Source organism: Microbacterium ginsengisoli (assembly GCF_000956535.1).
GTDB classification, from domain to species: Bacteria; Actinomycetota; Actinomycetes; order Actinomycetales; family Microbacteriaceae; genus Microbacterium; species Microbacterium ginsengisoli.
Genome location: NZ_JYIY01000072.1, coordinates 71717 through 91432 on the forward strand (window position 1 = coordinate 71717; position 19716 = coordinate 91432).

19 protein-coding genes are annotated in these 19716 nt (G+C 72.7%); 8 read left to right on the forward strand and 11 right to left on the reverse strand.

The window, feature by feature from the left end:
* Positions 1-71: 71 nt before the first annotated feature.
* The 6 genes from RR49_RS07345 to RR49_RS07370 are packed head-to-tail and all read right to left on the reverse strand — an operon-like array spanning position 72 to position 5862.
* Positions 72-839 (reverse strand): ABC transporter permease, encoded by a 768-nt coding sequence (locus RR49_RS07345; RefSeq protein ID WP_045247425.1) that lies wholly within the window; start codon positions 837-839, stop codon positions 72-74.
* Positions 836-1639, reverse strand: coding sequence for an ABC transporter ATP-binding protein (locus RR49_RS07350; RefSeq protein WP_045247426.1), 804 nt, complete (start codon positions 1637-1639; stop codon positions 836-838). Before RR49_RS07350 ends, RR49_RS07345 begins: the two co-directional genes overlap by 4 nt.
* Positions 1636-2508: an ABC transporter permease gene (locus RR49_RS07355; RefSeq protein WP_045247427.1), complete on the reverse strand. Its 873-nt coding sequence runs from the start codon at positions 2506-2508 to the stop codon at positions 1636-1638. The genes RR49_RS07350 and RR49_RS07355 overlap by 4 nt, the downstream gene beginning before the upstream one ends.
* On the reverse strand, positions 2505-3521 hold the full coding sequence (locus tag RR49_RS07360; protein WP_045247428.1) for a TIGR03842 family LLM class F420-dependent oxidoreductase: 1017 nt from the start codon (positions 3519-3521) through the stop codon (positions 2505-2507). The genes RR49_RS07355 and RR49_RS07360 overlap by 4 nt, the downstream gene beginning before the upstream one ends.
* An 11-nt stretch (positions 3522-3532) precedes the next feature.
* A complete protein-coding gene (gene hydA / locus RR49_RS07365; protein WP_045247429.1) occupies positions 3533-4969 on the reverse strand; it encodes a dihydropyrimidinase in 1437 nt (478 codons plus the stop codon).
* Positions 4970-5013: 44 nt separating this feature from the next.
* Entirely contained in the window at positions 5014-5862 is an 849-nt protein-coding gene (locus tag RR49_RS07370) for a nitrilase-related carbon-nitrogen hydrolase (RefSeq protein ID WP_045247448.1), read from the reverse strand.
* A gap of 167 nt (positions 5863-6029) precedes the next feature.
* Between RR49_RS07370 and RR49_RS07375 the strand changes: the two genes are divergently transcribed.
* The 6 genes from RR49_RS07375 (at position 6030) to RR49_RS16115 (ending at position 11792) form a co-directional block, all read left to right on the forward strand.
* Positions 6030-7376 carry an aminotransferase class I/II-fold pyridoxal phosphate-dependent enzyme gene (locus tag RR49_RS07375; RefSeq protein ID WP_045247430.1) on the forward strand — a complete coding sequence of 449 codons (1347 nt, stop codon included), beginning with the start codon at positions 6030-6032 and terminating at the stop codon, positions 7374-7376.
* Between the two features lie 262 nt (positions 7377-7638).
* The gene (locus RR49_RS07380; protein ID WP_045247431.1) at positions 7639-8820 is read left to right on the forward strand and encodes a sensor histidine kinase; all 1182 of its coding nucleotides are present in this window, start codon (positions 7639-7641) and stop codon (positions 8818-8820) included.
* Positions 8817-9455, forward strand: coding sequence for a response regulator (locus RR49_RS07385; protein WP_045247432.1), 639 nt, complete (start codon positions 8817-8819; stop codon positions 9453-9455). Before RR49_RS07380 ends, RR49_RS07385 begins: the two co-directional genes overlap by 4 nt.
* A gap of 110 nt (positions 9456-9565) precedes the next feature.
* On the forward strand, positions 9566-10342 hold the full coding sequence (locus tag RR49_RS07390) for an ABC transporter ATP-binding protein (protein ID WP_045247433.1): 777 nt from the start codon (positions 9566-9568) through the stop codon (positions 10340-10342).
* Positions 10339-11022 carry an FtsX-like permease family protein gene (locus RR49_RS16110; protein ID WP_048809114.1) on the forward strand — a complete coding sequence of 228 codons (684 nt, stop codon included), beginning with the start codon at positions 10339-10341 and terminating at the stop codon, positions 11020-11022. The genes RR49_RS07390 and RR49_RS16110 overlap by 4 nt, the downstream gene beginning before the upstream one ends.
* Positions 10923-11792 carry an FtsX-like permease family protein gene (locus RR49_RS16115; RefSeq protein ID WP_245610967.1) on the forward strand — a complete coding sequence of 290 codons (870 nt, stop codon included), beginning with the start codon at positions 10923-10925 and terminating at the stop codon, positions 11790-11792. Before RR49_RS16110 ends, RR49_RS16115 begins: the two co-directional genes overlap by 100 nt.
* Positions 11793-12128: 336 nt before the next feature.
* On the opposite strand, the gene RR49_RS07400 is transcribed toward RR49_RS16115, so the two are convergent.
* Positions 12129-12617 carry a hypothetical protein gene (locus RR49_RS07400; RefSeq protein WP_045247434.1) on the reverse strand — a complete coding sequence of 163 codons (489 nt, stop codon included), beginning with the start codon at positions 12615-12617 and terminating at the stop codon, positions 12129-12131.
* Positions 12618-12670: 53 nt separating this feature from the next.
* Between RR49_RS07400 and RR49_RS07405 the strand changes: the two genes are divergently transcribed.
* Complete coding sequence (locus tag RR49_RS07405; RefSeq protein WP_045247435.1) at positions 12671-13291, forward strand: 2-phosphosulfolactate phosphatase; 621 nt, start codon at positions 12671-12673, stop codon at positions 13289-13291.
* A 90-nt stretch (positions 13292-13381) separates the two neighbouring features.
* Here RR49_RS07405 and RR49_RS07410 read toward each other — a convergent pair whose 3' ends face one another.
* Together RR49_RS07410 and RR49_RS07415 are read right to left on the reverse strand one after the other, a co-directional pair.
* A complete protein-coding gene (locus RR49_RS07410) occupies positions 13382-13870 on the reverse strand; it encodes a SprT-like domain-containing protein (RefSeq protein WP_045247436.1) in 489 nt (162 codons plus the stop codon).
* 29 nt (positions 13871-13899) lie between these two features.
* Positions 13900-14433, reverse strand: a complete 534-nt coding sequence (locus RR49_RS07415) for a hypothetical protein (protein WP_045247437.1) — start codon at positions 14431-14433, stop codon at positions 13900-13902.
* Positions 14434-14534: 101 nt separating this feature from the next.
* Here RR49_RS07415 and RR49_RS07420 point away from each other — a divergent pair, with 101 nt between their 5' ends.
* On the forward strand, positions 14535-17702 hold the full coding sequence (locus RR49_RS07420; protein WP_048809116.1) for an ATP-binding protein: 3168 nt from the start codon (positions 14535-14537) through the stop codon (positions 17700-17702).
* Positions 17703-17791: 89 nt separating this feature from the next.
* On the opposite strand, the gene RR49_RS07425 is transcribed toward RR49_RS07420, so the two are convergent.
* Complete coding sequence (locus tag RR49_RS07425; protein ID WP_045247438.1) at positions 17792-18616, reverse strand: ABC transporter permease; 825 nt, start codon at positions 18614-18616, stop codon at positions 17792-17794.
* Entirely contained in the window at positions 18613-19614 is a 1002-nt protein-coding gene (locus tag RR49_RS07430; RefSeq protein WP_045247439.1) for a daunorubicin resistance protein DrrA family ABC transporter ATP-binding protein, read from the reverse strand. The genes RR49_RS07425 and RR49_RS07430 overlap by 4 nt, the downstream gene beginning before the upstream one ends.
* Between the last annotated feature and the right edge of the window lie 102 nt (positions 19615-19716).

Consider the following 19716-nt stretch of genomic DNA (forward strand, 5'->3'; position numbering starts at 1 on the left):
TCGGTGGTGCTTCGGGTGTCCGTCGCGTGCTGCACGACGAAGAGGGACGGATGCCGCGGCCCGGGGCCGCGTCATCCGGTGGGTCTCAGGCGCGCCAGCGCGAGGGTCTCGAGCAGGGCGGTGGCGCAGTAGAACACGAGTCCGGTGACGATCGCGCCGAGCACGAACGCCCATGCCAGCGCGTAGTTGCTCGACGAGACCGCCGAGGTGATCGCCTTGCCGAGCCCTGAGACGGGCCCGCCGAAGTACTCGGCGACGAGGGCCGAGATCACCGCGAGCGACGAGGCGATGCGCACACCCGTGAACAGGAACGGCACCGCACCCGGCACCGTCACGGTGCGTGCCGTCTGCCAGCGCCCCGCCGCGTAGGAGCGCAGCAGGTCGCGGTGCAGCGGGTCGACGGTGCGCAGCCCCCGCAGGGTGTTGACGTAGACGGGCACGAGCACGGCGATCGCCGCGATCATCTGGCGGCCGGTCTCGACGCTCGCCCCGAACATCGCGTAGAACACCGGTGCGAGAGCGACGATCGGGATGACCGACAGCGCCGTCACGACCGGGGCGCTCAGCTCGTCGAGCGGGCGCCACGCCGCGGCGAGCACCGCCAGCACGACTGCGACGAGCGTGCCGACGACGAGGCCCACCAATGCGTTCGCGGCCGTGCCGAGACTCGCCTGCACGATGACGCCCGTGCTCGCCGCGAACTGGCCCGCGATCGTGAACGGTGCCGGCAGAGCCGAGCCTTTCGCGGGGAACGCCGTCACCAGCAGCTGCCAGACGAGCACCACGGCGATCCCGAAGACGATCGGGGCGAGCACGGTGCGCAGGCGCAGGGTGGTCATCGGTTCTCGACGCCCTTCGCCCCCGCCGAGGGGGACCCGTGCAGGGCCTCGCGCACCGCGCTGACGCGCTCGAAGAACGCCTCGTCCTCGCGCAGCTCCTCGGTGCGCTCACCGCGCAGATCCATCGTCAGGATCTCGCGGATGCGGCCTGGCCGCGGCGACATCACCACGACCCGGTCCGAGAGGAACACCGCCTCGGGGATCGAGTGGGTCACGAACACGACCGCGGCGCCCGTCTCCGCGCAGATGCGGGCGAGCTCGGTCTGCATCGTCTCGCGCGTCATCTCGTCGAGCGCACCGAACGGCTCGTCCATGAGCAGCAGCCGCGGCTTCTCGGCGAACGCGCGCGCGATCGCGACACGCTGCTGCATCCCGCCCGAGAGTTGGTCGGGGTGCCGGTCGGCGAAGTCGCCGAGGCCCACCAGCTCGATCAGCTCGTCGGCGCGCGCGCGGCGCTCGGCGCGCGGCATCCCGTGCAGCTCCATCGGCAGCTCGATGTTGCCCCGCACCGTGCGCCACGGCAGCAGCGCGGCCTTCTGGAACGCGATGCCGTAGTCCTGATCGAGGCGTGCCCGCGGCGCGGGCTTGCCGAACACCGTCAGCTCGCCCGCTGTCGGGGTGTCGAGATCGGCGATCAGACGCATGAGCGTCGACTTGCCGCATCCGCTCGGACCGATCAGCGAGACGAACTCGCCGGCCGCCACCTCGAGGTCGATGCCCGAGAGGGCCTCGACCGTGCGTCCGCGTCCGGTGCGGAAGGTCTTGTCGACCCCGCGCACGTGCACCGCGATCTCGGTCATGCCGACACCTCGTTTCGTCGGTAGCGCCGCAGCGCCAGGGAGAGGAGGGCGACCAGGCCCGCGGCGGCGAGGCCCATCAGCACGGCGCCGAAGATCGGTGACCACTGCTTGGCCGGGTCGGCGCTGCCCGATGCCGCGAACTCGACGATCGCGCGGCCGATGCCGCCGCGCAGTCCGATCGACACCTCGGCGACGATGGTGCCCACCACCGCATTGACCGCGGCCAGACGCAGGGCCGGGAGGAGGAACGGGATGCTGGCGGGCACCCGCACCGCGAGGAACGTGCGCCACCACCCCACCCCGTAGGCGCGCATCAGGTCGAGGTGCTCGGCGGTCGGCGACCCGAAGCCGCGCAGCGCCCCGATCGACACGGGGAAGAAGGCGAGGTAGCTCGCGATGAGCGCGACCGACATCCAGTCCTGCCACTCGAACCCGCCGGTGGAGAGCTGCGTGCCGATGCGACGCACGAGCGGTGCGAGCGCGATGAGCGGAACGGTCTGGCTGAGCACGACCCACGGCAGGAGCGCCGACTGCGCGGTGCGGAAGCGCTGCATGACGATCGCGATCGCGATGCCGACCACGACACCCACGAGCCATCCGACGACGGCGATGCCGAAGCTGAACGACGCCGCCTGCAGCGTCGCGAGCCACAGAGCGGGCGAACCGGCAGCCCGCGTGACCGGCGACAGGGTCCGGTCGAGCATCGCGCCCAGGTGAGGCATCGCCAGGTCGGAGGTGCGCGGCAGCACTGTGATCCCCGCGATCACCACGCCGGTGTCGGGGGCGAGGGCCTTGTAGACCTCCCATGCGACGCCCACGAGCACCACCCCGGCGATACCGAGGAGGATCGGGCGCAGGCGGCGCATCATCGCTTCGCGGTCACCTGGTCGGCGAGGGCGGGGATGACAGTCTCGCCGTACACCCGCATCGTCTCCTCCTTGTTGTCGTGCTGGAGGTAGCCCGCGAACTGCGTCACCCCGATGGCCCGCAGCTGCTCGAGCTTGGCGATGTGGTCCTCCGCGGTGCCGAGCAGGCAGAAACGGTCGACGATCTCGTCGGGCACGAAGTCGACGTGGTCGTTGTGCGCGCGGCCGTGCGAGTTGTAGTCGTAGCCTGTGCGTCCGGCGATGTAGTCCGTGAGCGCCGCCGGAACGTCGCCTTCAGTGCCGTACTTCGAGACGATGTCGGCGACGTGGTTGCCCACCATCCCGCCGAACCAGCGGCACTGATCGCGCATGTGCTCCCAGTCGTCGCCGATGTACATCGGCGCCGCGACGCAGAAGGCGATCGACTCGGGGTCGCGGCCGGCGGCGGCCGCGGCATCCTTCACGACCTTGATCATCCAGGCCGCGATGTCGACGTCCGCCAGCTGCAGGATGAAGCCGTCGCCCACCTCGCCGGTGAGCTTCAGCGCCATCGGGCCGTAGGCCGCGACCCAGACATCGAGCTCCGAGCCGCGACTCCACGGGAACTGCAGGGTGGCGCCCTTGTACTCGACCGGGCGGGAGTTGGCGAGCTCGCGGATCACGTGGATCGACTCGCGCAGCTCCGACATGGTCACCGGCTTGCCGTTCGTGACCCGCACCGCCGAGTCGCCGCGGCCGATGCCGCAGATCGTGCGGTTGCCGTACATCTCGTTCAGGGTCGCGAACACGCTCGCGGTGACGGTCCAGTCGCGGGTGGCGGGGTTGGTGACGAACGGGCCCACGACGATGCGCTTGGTCGCGTTCAGGATCGCCGAGTGGATGACATACGGCTCCTGCCAGAGCAGGTGCGAGTCGAAGGTCCACAGGTGGGAGAAGCCGTGCGCCTCGGCGAGCTGTGCGAGCTGCACCGTGCGGGCGGCGGGCGGGTTGGTCTGCAGGACGACGCCGAAATCCATGTGCCGCCCCCTCAGACCAGGTACTGGCTCAGGCCGCGCTTGATGTAGCGCCCGTCGCCCTTGCTGCCGAGGTAGGAGCCGCCGTCGACGACGACCTTGCCGCGGGAGACGACCGTGTCGACGTGTCCGTCGATCTCGAACCCCTCCCAGGCCGAGTAGTCCATGTTCATGTGGTGGGTCTTCCCCACCCCGATCGAGGTGTGGCCGTTCGGGTCGTAGACCACGACATCGCCGTCGGCGCCGGGCTGGATGACGCCCTTCTTGCCGTACATGCCGAACATGCGCGCCGGTGTGGTGCTGGTGAGCTCGACCCAGCGGGGGAGGGTGATCTGACCCGACACGAACCCCTGGTACATGAGGTCCATGCGGTGCTCGACCGATCCGATCCCGTTGGGGATCTTCGCGAAGTTGCCGATGCCCATGTCCTTCTGGTCCTTCATGCAGAACGGGCAGTGGTCGGTCGAGACCATCTGGATGTCGTTCGTGCGCAGGCTCTGCCACATGTGGTGCTGGTGACCCTCGTGCTTCGAGCGCAGCGGAGTCGAGCACACCCACTTCGCGCCCTCGAAGTCGCCCCACTCCTCGCTGACGGCGCCGAGCTGGTCCTCGAGCGAGAGGTAGAGGTACTGCGGGCAGGTCTCGCCGAACACGTTGAGGCCGCGGTCGCGGGCGGCGGCGATCTGCTCGACGGCCTGCTTGGCGCTCACGTGCACGACGTAGAGCGGCGCACCGGTCAGGTCGGCGATCATGATCGCGCGGTGGGTGGCTTCCTCCTCGGCCTGCCACGGCCGGCTGATGCCGTGGTAGTACGGGGTGGTCTTCCCGGCCTCGAGCGCCTGCTGCACGAGCACGTCGATGATCGCGCCGTTCTCGGCGTGCATCATCATCATCGCGCCGTTGTCGGCGCCCTTCTGGAACGCCCGCAGGATCTGCCCGTCGTCCGAGAGGAAGACGCCCTTGTAGGCCATGAAGAGCTTGAAGGATGTCACGCCCTCGGTGATCAGCTCGTCCATCGCGGTCAGCGACGAGTCCTGCACGTCGGAGAGGATCTGGTGGAACCCGTAGTCGATCGCGCAGTTGCCGGCGGCCTTCTCGTGCCACGCGTGGTACTGCTCGAGGATGTTCTGCTCGGGGTACTGCACGACGAAGTCGACGATGCTCGTCGTGCCGCCGATCGCGGCGGCACGGGTGCCGGTCTCGAAGGTGTCGCTGGCGAAGGTGCCGCCGAAGGGCATCTCCATGTGGGTGTGGGCGTCGATGCCGCCGGGGATGACGTACTTGCCGGTCGCGTCGACGACGGTGTCGACCGAGCGGGCGAGGTCGTGCCCGAGCAGTGTCGAGCCGGGCGCGAGCACCGCGACGATGGTCTCGCCGTCGATGAGCACGTCGGCGTCGCCCGTGCCGGTCGCGTTGACGACGGTGCCGCCGGTGATGAGGGTCGTGGCCATGGGTCGCTCCTGTCGAATCGGATGCCGCTGCGCGCCGGTCGGGCTCAGGGAGCCGTGATCTCGTCGTAGGTGTCGGGGCGGCGGTCGCGGAAGAACTGCCAGTCGTCGCGCATCTCCTGCACGAGGTCCATGTCGAGGTCGCGGATGAGGATCTCCTCGGACTCGCCCGAGCCGAGCGCGCCGACGTAGTTGCCGCGCGGGTCGACGATCTGGCTGGTGCCGTAGAAGGTGACCGCCTCGTCGCCGTACTCGTTGTCCTCGCGGCCGACACGGTTGGGGGCGAGGACGAAGTAGCCGTTCGCGACCGCCGCGGCGGGCTGCTCGATCTCCCAGAGGCGGTTCGAGAGGCCGGGCTTGGTGGCGTTGGGGTTGAAGGCGAGGTGGGCGCCGTTGAGGCCGAGCTCGCGCCAGCCCTCGGGGAAGTGCCGGTCGTAGCAGATCACCACGCCGACCTTGCCGACGGCGGTGTCGAAGACCGGGTAGCCGAGGTTGCCCGGACGGAAGTAGAACTTCTCCCAGAACTTCTCGACGTGGGGGATGTGGTTCTTGCGGTACTTGCCGACGATGGTGCCGTCGGCGTCGACGACGACGGCGGTGTTGTAGTAGACGCCGGTCTGCTCCTCCTCGTAGATCGGGAGGATCATGACCATGCTCAGCTCCCTGGCGAGCGCGGCGAAGCGCTGCACGATGGGGCCGTCGGCAGGCTCCGCGTACCGGTAGTACTTCTTGTCCTGCGTGATGCCGAAGTAGGGGCCGTAGAAGAGCTCTTGGAAGCAGATGACCTGCGCTCCCTGGGCCGCGGCATCCCGGGCGAACTGCTCGTGCTTGTCGAGCATCGATGCCTTGTCGCCCGTCCAGGTGGTCTGCGTGATGGCCGCGCGTACCGTCGTCATGTTCGCCTCCGTCGACGTCTGTGCACCCGCGCAGCGATCACCGCTGACGGGGTGCGACGGACGCGCCGGCGGGGTCATCCCGTTCTGTTACTGTTCTGCTTGAACATTTCTCTTCGGTTTCCCGCTGTGACGCATCCGTAAATCTCGTGCGCCGGGAAGGACATCGGATGCCGCGCCTCGCCGCCCTCGCGAACCTCGCCGAGCGCACGCCGCGCGCGATCGCCGCAGAGATCGCCCGCCTGGTCACGGAGGGTGCTCTCGCCCCGGGCGAGCGGCTGCCGACGGTGCGCGAGGTGGCATCGGATCTCGGAGTGTCGGCCGGCACGGTGAGCGCCGCATGGCACGCGCTCTCAGGTGCCGGGGTCATCGTCTCGCGCGGGCGGGCGGGCTCGTTCGTGCGGGTCGATCGCGCCGGCTGGCTGAGCCCCCGGGTGCAGGATCTCGCCGCTGCGCCCCTCGAGACGCGGCTCGACCTCTCGCTCGGCACGCCCGATCCCGCCCTGCTGCCGCCGCTCGAGGCGGCGTTCTCGCGGGTGTCGCCCCGAGCCGACACCGGCCGCTACCACGACCTGCCGGTGCTGCCCGAGCTCGGTACCCTCTTCGCCGAGACCTGGCCGTCGCCCGCCGAGACGATCACCGTCGTCGATGGGGCGCTGGACGGCATCGCCCGCACCCTCGAGCAGGTCGTGCGCTTCGGGGACCGGGTCGCCGTCGAGTCGCCCGGGTTCCCGTACTTCTTCGATCTGCTCGAGGCGCTGGGCGCCGAGGCGGTCCCGCTCGAGCTCGATGCCCTGGGCGTCACGCCGGCGTCGCTGCAGCGCGCACTCGTGCGGCGACCGAGCGCGGTCATCCTGCAGCCACGGGCCCAGAACCCCACCGGCGCGTCGATGGACGCCGAACGTGCCCGCGCGCTCGCGCGCGTGATGCGCGCCGCTCCCGGCGGCGACCGCGTCGTCGTGATCGAGGACGACCACTCCGGTCTCATCTGCTCGGCGCCCGATGTGACCCTCGCCCGGTGGATCCCGGGTCAGGTCGTGCACGTGCGCAGCTTCTCGAAGTCGCACGGGCCCGACCTGCGCATCGCCGCGCTCGGCGGGCCGGCGCACATCGTCGAGCGGGTGGTCTCGCGACGCATGCTCGGCCCGGGGTGGACGTCGCGGCTGCTGCAGACGGTGCTGCTCGGCCTCCTCACCGACGACGGCGCCGTCGCGCGCGTGCGCACCGCCCGTCTCGTCTACCGCGACCGGGTCGACCGCCTCGCGGTCGCGCTGCGCAAACGCGGCATCGACGTCGGCGACCCCGACGGAATCAACCTCTGGCTCCCCGTCGTCTCCGAGCGCGCGGCCCTCGTGAGGCTGGCCGCCGCGGGCATCGCGGTGGCGGCCGGGTCGCCGTTCGTGATGGGCGAGCCGCCCGAGGCGCACGTGCGGGTGACGGCCGGGCTCGCGGCATCCAATGTGCTCGGCATCGCCGACGCGCTCGCTGACGCGGCCGTCGCCCCGCCGCTCACCTGACCGGCGCGCGGCCCGGCGGCTCCCATCCCACCCGCCGCGCGCCCGTCGGTGGTTCCCACCCCACCCGCCGCGCGCACCGTCGGAACTTTTGGCCGCCACGCCGTGCTGTGGCATCCGCCTGCGGCGTGTCAGGCAGAAGTTCCGACAGTGCGCGGCGAGTCGGCGGGCGACGCGGAGGCGGGTGCGCTGCGACGAAAGTGGCCGCACCCGAATACACCCCGAGACGGATGCCGCGTCCGGCCGCCTCCCGTAGCGTGAGACGGTGTTCCGACCCCTGACCCGCCCGCAACTGGCGTTCGACCTCGTGCTCGCCGCGGGGTTCGTGCTGCTCCTGGTGCTGCCGGAGCTCACGCCGTACTGGTTCGGCACGGTCGGATTCGGGCCGGCGCAGCCCGTCGTCGGACTCGTCTTCGCTGCCGCCGTCGCCGCGCGCCGCTGGTCGCCGGCGCTCGCGCTGGGGCTCGCGTGGCTCGCCGCGATCGGACAGATGGTCGCCCTGCTGACCCCGCGCCCGAGCAATCTCGGCGCCCTGATCGTGCTGTACGCCGTCGCGGCGTACGGCTCCCGGCGGATGTCCCGTCTCGCCCTCGCCTCCGCCGTCGGCGGGGCGGCCATCGCGACCGCGTACCTGTCGATCTTCCAGGGCGTGTGGGGGCTGGCCGCCGCGACGAACCGCTTCTCGTTCCCGCTCGAGCGAGTCGTGATCGTCGGCTTCGTGTTCGCCTTGATCCTGTTCGCGCTGCTGCTGTCGTGGACGGCCGGAGCCCTCGTGCGCTCGATCCGGGTCTCCCGCGAGACCCGGGAGGCCCAGCGCCGCGCCGAGGCGGAGGCGGCGGCCGAGCAGGAGCGGGTGCGCATCGCCCGCGACATGCACGACATCGTCGGCCACTCGCTGGCGGTGGTGATCGCCCAGGCCGACGGGGCGCGGTACGCCGCGGCATCCGACCCCGAGGCGACGACCGAGGCCCTCGCGACGATCGCGTCGACGGCCCGCGCCGCGCTCACCGACGTGCGCCTGCTGCTCGAGCAGCTGCGGCACAGCCAAGGCGCCGGCCCGCAGCCCGGACTCGCCGACCTCGATGCGCTGTTCGCGCAGGTGCACGGGGCGGGCGTCGACCTGCGGGTGGAGGTGCGTCCGCCGCTCGCCGATCCGCCGGCACCGTTGCAGCTGGCGGTCTACCGCATCGTGCAGGAGGCGCTCACGAACGCCCTGCGCCACGGCGACGGCGGCGCGGTGAGCGTGCGGGTCGCGTGGAGCGAGGAAGCCGTGTCGGTCGAGGTGCGCAACGGCGTGCGCCCGGGCGGTGAGCCGAGCGCCCCGGCGCCGGGCCACGGCATCATCGGCATGACCGAGCGCGCCCACCTCGTCGGCGGATCGCTCGGCGCGGCGCCCCGCGGCGACGAGTTCGTCGTCGTGGCGGTGCTCCCGCGGGGCCTCGCGTGATCCGGGTGGTGCTGGTCGACGACCAGGCGCTGTTCCGCGCGGGCATCCGCATGGTGCTCGACTCGCAGTCCGACATCGAGGTGGTCGGCGAGGCGGGCGACGGGCGCGAGGGCGTCGCGGTCGCGCGGGTGATGCGCCCCGACATCGTGCTGATGGACATCCGCATGCCCGTCCTCGACGGCATCGCCGCGACGGCGGAGCTACTGGGCGACGACGACCCGCCCCGCGTCGTCATGCTCACCACGTTCGACCTCGACGAGGCCGCCGCGCGCGCGATCCGGGAGGGCGCGAGCGGCTTCCTGCTCAAGGACGCCGAGCCCGAGTTCCTCCTCGCCGCGGTGCGCACGGTGCACGCGGGGTCTGCGGTGATCGCGGCATCCGCGACCCGCGAGCTGTTCGCATCGATGACGGATGCCGCACCCCGCCCGGCGCCCGCGGCCTTCGCCGCCCTCACCGAGCGCGAGCGGGAGATCTTCGCGCTCGCCGCGCGCGGGCTCTCCAACGCTGAGATCGCGACGGGAGAGTTCCTGTCGGAGGCCACGGTCAAGACCCACGTCAGCCGCATCCTCACGAAGCTCGGCCTGCGCGACCGCGTGCAGCTCGTCGTGTTCGCGTACGAGCACGGGCTCGCCTGACGCGCACCGGCACGCGGCGACGCGCGCCGCGCGAGGTCATCCTCCGGGATGACCCCGATGCGACCCGCGGGCGACGCGGCATCCGGGGGCGTCTTCGTAGCGTCGACGACATGGATGACTCGACCACCCCGCCCCCGCCCGCCGCGCGCGTCGCGCACCTCACCAAGACCTACGGCTCGACCGACAACCCGGTGCGCGCCCTCGACGACGTCTCGCTCTCGATCGGGCGCGGCGAGTTCACCGCGATCATGGGCCCGTCGGGGTCGGGAAAGTCCACGCTCATGCACGTGATGGCGGCGCTCGACGCTCCGACGTCGGGCCGGGTGTGGCTGGGGGAGACGGAGATCACCGGTCTCGGCGACACCGAGCTGACGCTGCTGCGCCGTCGTCGCATCGGCTTCGTCTTCCAGGCGTTCAACCTGGTGCCCACCCTCGACGTGCGCGGCAACATCGCCCTGCCGATCGAGCTCGACGGGCGTGCGCCGACCGCGCTCGAGCGGGCACGCATCGACGGGCTCGTCGAGTCGCTCGGTCTCGCGAATCGGCTCACCCATCGCCCGCACGAGCTCTCCGGCGGCCAGCAGCAGCGCGTCGCGATCGCCCGCGCCCTCGCCACCGCGCCCGACCTCGTGTTCGCGGACGAGCCGACCGGCAACCTCGACTCCCGTTCGGGCGCCGAGGTGCTGCGCCTGCTGCAGACGGCGTCGCGCGAGCACGGACAGTCGATCGCGATGGTCACCCACGACCCGATCGCCGCGAGTCACGCCGACCGCGTCGTACACCTCGCCGACGGTCGCGTCGTCGCCGACACCCGCGGCCAGAGCGCCGAGGAGATCTCGGCGTTCATGACGGCTCGCGAGCTGCGCGCCACTGAGGCCGCGTCATGACCGCGGTGACCGCCGTCGCCTCGCCGCCGCGCGTGCGGATCGGCGGGTTCTCGCTGCGCGAGCGCGGAACCGGCGCCACCGTGCTGATCGCCGCGGTCGCGACCGCGTTCGCCGTCGTGCTGCTGAGCGCGACCGCGTTCCTGTCGGCCTCGATCTCCGCCACCCCGCACGTCGGCGAGTCGCGCACGTTCGCGGTGGTCAGCGGCATCCTCACGAGCCTGCTCGTCGGGGTCGCCGTGTACGTCGCCTCGATCGTCACGGCGAACACGTTCGCGACGGTCGTCGCGGGCCGCGTGCGCCAGATCGCCCTGTTGCGTCTGCTCGGCTCCACCGCCCGCTCCCAGCGCCGCGACGTCGCCCGCCTCGGACTCGTCGCGGGGATCGTCGGCGCCGTCGCGGGGCTCGTCGGCGGCACGGTGCTGTCGTTCGCGGGCGTGTGGGTGCTCGAGAACGCCTACGGCATCGCGGCGCCCGGGCTCGAGCTGATCCGCCCGGTGCTCCTCGTGCCGCGGCGGTGGTCGCGCTCACCACGTGGGCCGGCGCGTGGGCGGGCTCGCGTCGGGTGCTGCGGGTCACGCCGATGGCCGCGCTCGGACAGGCGGTCGAGGCATCCACTCAGGAGCTGTCGCGCTCGCACGGCCGCACGGTCGCCGCGCTCGTGCTCGGGGCGTCGGGTGTAGGCCTTCTCGCGCTCGGCGTCGTCGTGGGGCTCTCTTCGCCCTATGGCGTGCTCATCGCGTTCCCCGGCGGGCTCCTCTCATTCACCGCCCTCGCCCTGGGCGCGCACCTCGTGATGCCGCCGGTGCTGCGTCTGATCGGTCGCCTCTTCGGCCGGTCGGCCGTCGCCCGCCTCGCCGCAGAGAACGCGCTGCGGCATCCGGAGCGGTCCAGTCGTATGGCGATCGCGCTCGTGATGGGCGTCGCGCTCGTGATGATGTTCGCCGTCGCCGGCACCAGCGCGATCGGCGTGCTCGTCGCCTCCGCCGGTGGTGAGGCGCCGCCGGAGATGACCGCGGGCTTCACCGGATTCACCACGGTCATGATGGCCCTCGTCGCCGTCTGCGGAGTGATCGCCGCGATCGGCGTCGTCGACCAGCTCGCGCTCGGTGTGCATCAGCGGCGCCGCGAGTTCGCGTTGCTGCGCGCCCTCGGGCTCTCGTCCCGGCAGGTGCGGCTGGTCGTGCTGCTCGAGGCGGTGCACCTCGTGCTCGCGTCGCTCGTCGTCGGCATCGTGCTCGGCACCGCGTACGGCTGGGCGGGGGCGCAGGCCGTGCTCGGGTCGGTCAAGCTGACGCCGGATGCCGCGGCCACCCTGGTCTGGCCGGTGATCCCGCCGATCCCGCTCATCGTGGTGATCGCGGCGACCGTGGTCGTCGCCCTGGTGGCGACGGTCGTGCCGACGCGCATCGCGACCCGCACGAGCCCGGTCGCCGCCCTCGCGCAGGACTGAGCGCGGCGCGCGCACGGCGCTCGGCGCGCGTCGAGTGGGGTCCTCACCCGCCGCTCGGCGCCCCCACCTCGGGGTCAGCTCCGCGCCCTCCGCGACCCACTCCGCGCCCTCCGCGCGCCACTCCGCGCCCCGCGCGCATCGTCGGAACTTCTGGCCGCCACCCCGCGCCGCGGCATCCGTGCTCGGCGCGTCGGTCGGAAGTTCCGACGTTGTGCGGAGGGTGTGTTCGCCCGACGGGCGAACACCTCGGGGTCAGAGGGCGGGTCACACCCCGGGGTCGCACCGCGGGGTCGCACCGCTGGCTGATCCAGGGTCACACCGCGGGTCGGCGCGCGGTCAGAGCTGCGGGTCGTGCGCCCACGAGGGCGCGAGCGCACGGATGCGCGTCGCCCGCCACTGCCAGGTCGCCCACAGGCCGGGCCAGAGGGCGGGCGCCGCGCGTCCGCCGATGACGAGGCGCTCGCGCCAGAGCGTGCGGCCGGGATCCCCCGGTGCGGCCGAGATCGCCATCTGGTGGTCCCAGACATCGAGCGCCGCGAGCGGCCCGGTGAGCGGGGTGCCCGAGTCCCGCACGATGCGCACCTGACCGTCGGGGCCGTCGACGACGCGATCGGTGATCGCGATGAGCTGCCGCCCGATCGTGATGCCCGCGGCGACCAGGTCGACCGCGGCATCCGTCCCGGGCTCCCAGCGGGTCGGCAGCGGCTCGAGCGGCCGCATCTCGACGAGCGGTCCGTACAGCTCCGCCGCGGCGCGCGGCGAGTGCACGGCGCGCCAGGCGGCATCCGCATCGCAGTCGATCACGAACTTCAGCAGCACGCGCATGCGCCCAGTGTCACACGGGTGGCCGTCCGCGCGGGGCGGCATACGCTGGCAGGATGCCGTCCCCCGCCGATCAGTCCCGCTATCAGGTGCGTGTCGAGTGGGGGGTGGCGGGCCTCGCCCGCCTCGCGCCGGCCGATGTCGTGGTGGTGGTCGACGTACTGCGCCTGTCGACGACGGTGACGGATGCCGCGGCCCGCGGCGAGTCCGCCGCGCTCGCCGATCTCGCGGGGCAATCGGGAGCACCGGTCGCGGTGGCTGCGGCCGCGAGCGGGGCGACGGTGTTCGCGGGGTCGCTGCGCAATCCCGGGGCGGTCGCACGCGCGGTGCTCCACGAGCAGCACCGTCGCGGGCAGCGCACCTCGATCGCGGTGATCGCCGCCGGAGAGCGCGACGGCGACGACGTGCGGTTCGCCGTGGAGGATCTCTTCGGCGCGGGGGCGGTTGTATCCGCTCTCGGCGATCTCGGTGTCGATCACACGTCGCCCGAGGCGGCCGCGGCGTGCGAGGCGTTCCGCGGGCTTCGACCGGCCCTGCGCCACCTGCTCACCGCGAGCGGCAGCGGCCAGGAGTTGATCGCGGGTGGCGCGCGGGCCGACGTGCTCGCCGCCGCCGAGGTCGACGCGGTCGACGCGGTCGCGGTGCTGCGCGACGGCGTGTTCGTTCCGCGTGCCTGAGCGCGCGGCGACGTGTTCGTGCCGCTCGGCTGAGAGCGCGGCGACGTCAGCAACGCCCGCCCCGACCATCGGCGACGCCGCAGACTCCGCTCAGCGGGGCGTCATCGCGGCGCGCCGTTGTGCCGGCGTGATCTCACGCCGCGACCAGACCAGCACGAAGCGCGGGTCGAACCGGGGGGCGCATTTCGCGCACGACGTGGCGCGCACGGCGCGTCGGTGCCGGTAGACGGTGTGCCCGGCCGGGCAGACGCCGACCCACGGTGCGAGCTCTGTCGCGGTCTCGCCGCGGTGGGTCGTGCCGCCGACGTAGCCCAGGTCGTGGGCGATCGCCTTCCAGGCCGGCCCGTGCCCGGCGTCGACGCCCGCGAGGGCGTGCGCGACCTCGTGCAGCAGCGTCTGGTGGTTGGCGTCGTCGTCGAACCGTGCCGCGAGGTAGCGCGAGACGGTGATGCGCTTGCGCGTGTAGTCGCATTGGCCGGCCCGCAACTTCGCGGCATCGAACGCGAACGTCCATCCGTCGTCGAGGTGCAGCCGGATCAGGGCCTCGGCCCAGGTGCGCACGCGATGCAGTTCGGACATGTTGGAAGACTAGAACAAAGGTACGACAGTCAGCCGGCGATGCTCGCGGCGGCGCCCGCGCGCATGCGGTCGAGCAGGTCGATGGCGAGCAGCGTCGAGGTGAGCTCCTCCTCGGATGCCCCGGCCTCCCGTCGCAGGAACAGGGTGGCTTTCACATCGGCGCGAGCCCCATCGAGCTCGCCGAGCTCGAGGCGCACCTTGGCGCGGTGCTGGTAGGCGAACGCGGCGATGCGGGCGAGGCCGAGCCCCTCCGCCTCCTCGGCGCACAGGGTGAGCTCCTGGTCGGCGGCGGCGAGCTGACCGCGGAACTGCTGCACCGTCGCGTGCAGGATGCGCGCCCGCAGCAGGTCGCGACGGGTGCCGGCCATGCGGGCCGTGCGCACCGCGACCTCCGCGACCTCACGAGCCTCGTCGAGCTGGTCGGTCACCTTCAGCAGCCAGACGCGCTCGAGCAGCGCGGGGAGGCTCCGCTGGCCGTCGATCTTCTCGAGGCGCTCGCGGCACGCGCGCGGGTCGACGATCTCCCGCAGGGTCTGGTGGTCGTATCCCTGGATGTAGCTCACGACATCGCCTCCCCGTCTTGCGCGGCCCCGCTCCAGTCTGCGGGCTCCCGCGCCCTCGGGAGCCGAGGGCGCGCCGCGACGGCGTGTCCTAGGCTCGCCGTGTGCCGACCTCCGCGCCCCGCGTCCGCGTGCTCGGCCCGGTCGAGGTCGACGCCGTCGACGGTGCGGTGTCGACTCTCGCGGGTCCGACGGCGCGCGCCCTCGTGGCCGCTCTCGCGCTGGCCTCGCCTCCCGGATCGTCGGTCGGCGTCGAGGCGCTCGCCGACGAGGTGTGGGGTGAGGGGCAGCCGCGGCATCCGCGCGCCTCGGTGCAGACCCTCGTTTCACGCATCCGGCAGGTCGCGGGCGTCGAGATCATCCGCAGCGATGCCGCGGGCTACGCGATCGCGCCGGACGCCATCGATCTGGTGTGCGCACAGGCGCGCCATGACGACGCCGTCGGGTTGCCGCTCACGGATGCCGCGCGCCTGACCGCGCTCGATGACGCTCTCGCGCTCTGGCGGGGCGAGGTGGGCGGGGATCTCGGCGACGCCCCGGCGGCGGACGCGCTGCGCGCGGCATCCGCTCGTCTGCGTGACGCCCTGCGGCGCGAGCGCGCCCGCACGCTCGATGCGACCGGACGCGCCGCCGACGCCGTTCCGGCCTGGCGGGCGCTGCACGACGCGCAGCCCTATGACGACGAGGCGGCGGCGGGGCTCCTCGCCTCGCTGCGGGCCGCCGGCCGCACGTCCGATGCGCTCGCGGTCTTCGCGGCGCACCGGGCGCGCCTGCGCGACGACCTCGGCTCCTCGCCCGGCCCCGCCCTCGTGGCGGCCCACGCGGCGCTGCTGCGCGAGGACGCCCCCGTCGCCGGGCGCGTGCGCATCGGTCTTCGCTCGGCGCCGACGCCGCTCATCGGACGTGACGGCGACCTCGCGGCGGTCGCCACCCTGCTCGCCGAGGCGCGCATCGTGACGATCCTCGGCGCCGGCGGGCTCGGCAAGACCCGGCTCGCGCAGGCGGCGGCCGCGGCATCCGATGCCGACCTCGTCGCCGTCGTGCCGCTCGCGGGCGTGCGCACCGACGAGGATGTGCCGTTCGCGATCGCCGCGGCCCTGGGCATCACCGAGGCGGCGACGAGCGGGAGGCTGTCGGACCAGGCGCGGCGCCCCGACCTGCGCGCCCGCGTGCTCGCGATGATCGGCGAGCGGCGCACGCTGGTCGTGCTCGACAACTGCGAACAGATCGTGGCCGGGGCGGCGGCGTGGGTCGCCGATGTCGTGCGGGCGGCGCCGGGGCTGCGCGTGCTCACCACGAGCCGCACGCCGCTCGACGTGTCGGGGGAGGTCGTGCTCGCGCTCGACCCGCTGCCGATCGCCGACGACGTCGATGCCCCCGCGGTGCGTCTGTTCGTCGAGCGCGCTCGCGCGGTGCGCCCGGGTGCGCGGCTCGACCCGGTCGTCGTCGCGCGACTGTGCACCCACCTCGACGGCCTGCCGCTCGCGATCGAGCTCGCCGCGGCCCGCGTGCGCACGATGACCCCCGAGCAGATCGAGCAACGCCTCGGCGACCGCTTCGCGATCCTCACCACCGGACCCCGCGACGCCCCCGAGCGCCACCGCACCCTCGAGGCCGTGATCGCGTGGAGCTGGGACCTGCTCGACGCCTCCGCCCAGCGGGCGTGGGAGCGCCTGGCCGTCTTCCCCGCCGGCTTCGCCGCGGAGGCCGCCGCGAGCGTGATCGGTGTGCCCGGCGCCGACGACGTGCTCGAGCGCCTCGTCTCGCACTCCCTCCTCATCGCCGCCGACGACCCGCAGACGGGTGCGGTGCGGTTCCGCATGCTCGAGACGGTGCGCGAGTTCGGGTTGTCGCGCCTCGGCCCCGATGCGCACGACGACGCCCTCGACGCGGTCGCCCGATGGGCGGTCGCCTTCGCGGCCGAGCGTCTCGCGACCGCGTTCGACGAGCGGGTGCACGCCGAGATCTTCGCCGAGCACGACAACCTTGTGAGCGTGACGCGGCGGGCCGCGGCATCCGGCGACGACGCCACGGTCGTGACCGTCTACGCCCTGCTCGTGCAGACCTGGCTGGTGCGCGGGTCGATCACCGAGCTGACCTCCTTCGGCACGGTCGCGATCGAGGCGATGGGCCGGGTTCGCGACGATGCGGTGCCGCCGGATGCCGCGGCGGTGCTGCTCACCGGAACAGCGGCGTTCGCCCTGATCACCACTCGGGTGCCGGCCGCCCGGCCGCTCGCGCGCCTGGCCCTGTTCCGTCGGCGTCGCGCGCCCATCTCGCCGGTGTTCGCGGGGCTCGCCGACGTCATCCTCGCCACCCGCGATCGCGTCTCTTTCGATGCCGCGATCGGGCGCCTGCGGGCCTCGTCGGACCCGTCCGTCGCCGCTCTCGGAGAGCTCGTGCGGGCGCAGGCGACCGAGAACGACGGCGACCACGCCATCGCGCTCGCCGCGTCGCGACGCGCATGGGACATCGCGACCGCCGGCGGTGTGCGGTGGCTCGCGACGGCGGCCGCGTCGTCGGTGTCGGAGCTGTCGAGCCAGGTCGGTGCCGCCGCCGACGCGCTCGAGTGGTTCGAGCGTGCCGCGGAGGGGTTCCGTGTGTTCGGCGCCGACGAGCAGGTGCGTCAGCAGGGGTGGGTGGTGGCGGGCAACCTCATCGGCCTGGGGCGGTTCGACGAGGCGCGTGCGCGGTTCGCCGCGCTCGTGGAGGCGGCCGAGGTTCCGGGCGCCGACCGCGAGATCGCCTCGATCGGCAGGTTCGGTCTCGCCGAGACCGACCGTGCGGAGGGGGACGCCGACCGTTCCGCCGACGAGTTCGCGCGCGCGATCGACACCTTCGTGTCGGGCGATCAGCGCAACTCCCCCTGGTACCTCATCACCTTGGGCGCGGCCCTGTCGGCAGCGTCGATCGACGGCACCGGCACGCCCGAACGGCGGGCGCTGTGGGCGCGGCGGCTGCGGGTGCGCGCGATCGTCAACGCCCGGGTGCGCCCGCAGCTGACCGACCACCCGGTGCTGGGCACCGTGCTGCTGGGGTGGTCGGCGTGGGCGCTCGACCAGCCCGGGCTCGCCGAGGCCGCACTCGCCGCGCTCGCGCTCGCCGAGAGCTGCGGCGTGCGCCAGGACTTCCCGAGCCTGCGTCTCGACGCGCACCTCGCCCGCGCCGAGCGGATCGCGGGGGCCGATGCGGTCGCGCGTGCCCGGTCGGCCGAGCGCGAGCAGCCGCGGGAGGGTCGCGCAGAGCGGTCGTTCACGATCCTGCGCGGCTGAGCGCCGCGCTCTTCTCCCCCGGAGCCTGCGGGTCAGGGGACACGACGAGGGGGTGGATGCCGCGGCATCCACCCCCTCGCGCCGCCCGATCAGGCCTTGCGCATGTAGGCGCGCACCGTGAGCGGCGCGAACACCGCCACGATCACCGCGGCGCCGAGCAACGACACCCACAGGTCACCGCTGATGGTGCCCGTGTTGGCGAGGTCGCGCACCGCCGTGACGAGGTGCGAGATCGGGTTGATGTTCGCGAACCAGGCGAGCCAGTCGGGCAGGGTCGAGGTCGGGACGTACGCGTTCGAGAGGAACGTGAGCGGGAAGAGCACCAGCATCGAGATGCCCTGCACGCTCGACGCGGTGCGGGCGATGACGCCGAAGAACGCGAAGATCCAGCTGATCGCCCACGAGCAGACGATCACGAGGATGCCCGACACCACCACGGCGCCGAACCCGCCGCCCGGGCGGTAGCCCATGATGACGCCCATGACGAACACGAGCGTGGTCGCGATCGCGTAGCGCAGCGTGTCGGCCAGGAGCGCGCCCGACAGCGGCGCGATGCGCGCGATCGGCAGTGAGCGGAACCGGTCGAACACGCCCTTGTCCATGTCCTCGCGCAGCTGCGTGCCGGTGACGACCGAGGTCGTGATGACGGTCTGCACGAGGATGCCGGGGATCAGCTGCGGCAGATAGTTCTGCACGTCACCGGCGATCGCGCCGCCGAAGATGTACGCGAACATCAGCGTGAAGATGATCGGCTGGAACGTCACGTCGAACAGCTGCTCGGGCGTGCGGCGGATCTTCACGAGTCCGCGGTAGGCCATCGTGAACGTGTTCGCGAGGGTCTGGCGGAGGCTGGTGTGGTTCTTGAGGGTGCGCTCCGATGCGGGGACGATCGGGGCGGTGCCGAGGGCGGTCATGCGGACACCTCCTGCTTCTGGTCGGCACCGGCGTCGTCGGCATCGGATGCCCCGTGGCCGGTGATGGCGAGGAAGACCTCGTCGAGGGTGGGCTTCTGCACGCTGAGCTCGGCGAGGGCCACGCCGTGCTCGCGCAGGGTCACGAGGAGATCGGTGACTCGGTCGGCGTCGCCCATCGGCGCGGTGATGCGGGCGGACTCGGGCGAGAGCGTCCCGCGCACGCCGAGCACGCGCTCGATCACCTGCAGCGCCTCGCCGGTGTCGTTCGCGTCCGCGAGCCGCAGCTGCAGCGACGACGTGCCGACCGACGCCTTCAGGTCATCGCTCGTGCCTTCGGCGACGACGCGGCCGCGGTCGATCACCGCGATGCGGTCGGCGAGCTGGTCGGCCTCGTCAAGGTACTGGGTGGTCAGGAGCACCGTCGATCCGCTGGCGACCAGGTCGCGGATGGTGTCCCACATCTGGCCGCGCGTGCGCGGGTCGAGTCCGGTGGTGGGCTCGTCGAGGAAGATCAGCGGCGGCTGGGCGATGAGGGATGCCGCGAGGTCGAGCCGCCGGCGCATGCCGCCGGAGAACTTCTTCAGCGGGCGGCGGGCGGCGTCGGTGAGGGCGAAGCGCTCGAGGAGTTCCTCGGACTTGCGCTTCGCGTCGGCCCGGCTGAGGCCGAGGAGGCGCGCGAAGATCATGAGGTTCTCGGTGGCCGACAGGGTCTCGTCGACGGACGCGAACTGGCCCGTCACGCCGATCAGTTGGCGCACGACCTGGGGTTCGCGCACGACGTCATGGCCGAAGATGCGGCCGCTGCCGCCGTCGGGGCGCATCAGGGTCGCGAGCATGTTGATGGTGGTGGTCTTGCCGGCGCCGTTGGGCCCGAGCACGCCGTAGACCGTCCCGGTGCGCACCCGCAGGTCGACGCCGTCGACGGCACGGTTCTGCCCGAAGACCTTCACGAGTCCATCGGCTTCGACCGCCCATTCGGTGGGGGAGGAGTTCGTCATGGCTCCACCCTCGACCTCGCCGCTGTCGCGGCGCTGTCTGGGCGCTGTCTCCCCCGGTCGGGCGGCGACAGCCGGGGGTGGTGGCGGGGCGCGGTTCGCGGG

Coding starts and splice junctions, on each gene's coding strand:
- RR49_RS07345 (WP_045247425.1), bottom strand. CDS start 839: ATGACCACCCTGCGCCTGCGCACCGTGCTCGCCCCGATCGTCTTCGGG.
- RR49_RS07350 (WP_045247426.1), bottom strand. CDS start 1,639: ATGACCGAGATCGCGGTGCACGTGCGCGGGGTCGACAAGACCTTCCGC.
- RR49_RS07355 (WP_045247427.1), bottom strand. CDS start 2,508: ATGATGCGCCGCCTGCGCCCGATCCTCCTCGGTATCGCCGGGGTGGTG.
- RR49_RS07360 (WP_045247428.1), bottom strand. CDS start 3,521: ATGGATTTCGGCGTCGTCCTGCAGACCAACCCGCCCGCCGCCCGCACG.
- hydA (WP_045247429.1), bottom strand. CDS start 4,969: ATGGCCACGACCCTCATCACCGGCGGCACCGTCGTCAACGCGACCGGC.
- RR49_RS07370 (WP_045247448.1), bottom strand. CDS start 5,862: ATGACGACGGTACGCGCGGCCATCACGCAGACCACCTGGACGGGCGAC.
- RR49_RS07375 (WP_045247430.1), top strand. CDS start 6,030: ATGCCGCGCCTCGCCGCCCTCGCGAACCTCGCCGAGCGCACGCCGCGC.
- RR49_RS07390 (WP_045247433.1), top strand. CDS start 9,566: ATGGATGACTCGACCACCCCGCCCCCGCCCGCCGCGCGCGTCGCGCAC.
- RR49_RS16110 (WP_048809114.1), top strand. CDS start 10,339: ATGACCGCGGTGACCGCCGTCGCCTCGCCGCCGCGCGTGCGGATCGGC.
- RR49_RS16115 (WP_245610967.1), top strand. CDS start 10,923: ATGGCCGCGCTCGGACAGGCGGTCGAGGCATCCACTCAGGAGCTGTCG.
- RR49_RS07400 (WP_045247434.1), bottom strand. CDS start 12,617: ATGCGCGTGCTGCTGAAGTTCGTGATCGACTGCGATGCGGATGCCGCC.
- RR49_RS07405 (WP_045247435.1), top strand. CDS start 12,671: ATGCCGTCCCCCGCCGATCAGTCCCGCTATCAGGTGCGTGTCGAGTGG.
- RR49_RS07410 (WP_045247436.1), bottom strand. CDS start 13,870: ATGTCCGAACTGCATCGCGTGCGCACCTGGGCCGAGGCCCTGATCCGG.
- RR49_RS07425 (WP_045247438.1), bottom strand. CDS start 18,616: ATGACCGCCCTCGGCACCGCCCCGATCGTCCCCGCATCGGAGCGCACC.
- RR49_RS07430 (WP_045247439.1), bottom strand. CDS start 19,614: ATGACGAACTCCTCCCCCACCGAATGGGCGGTCGAAGCCGATGGACTC.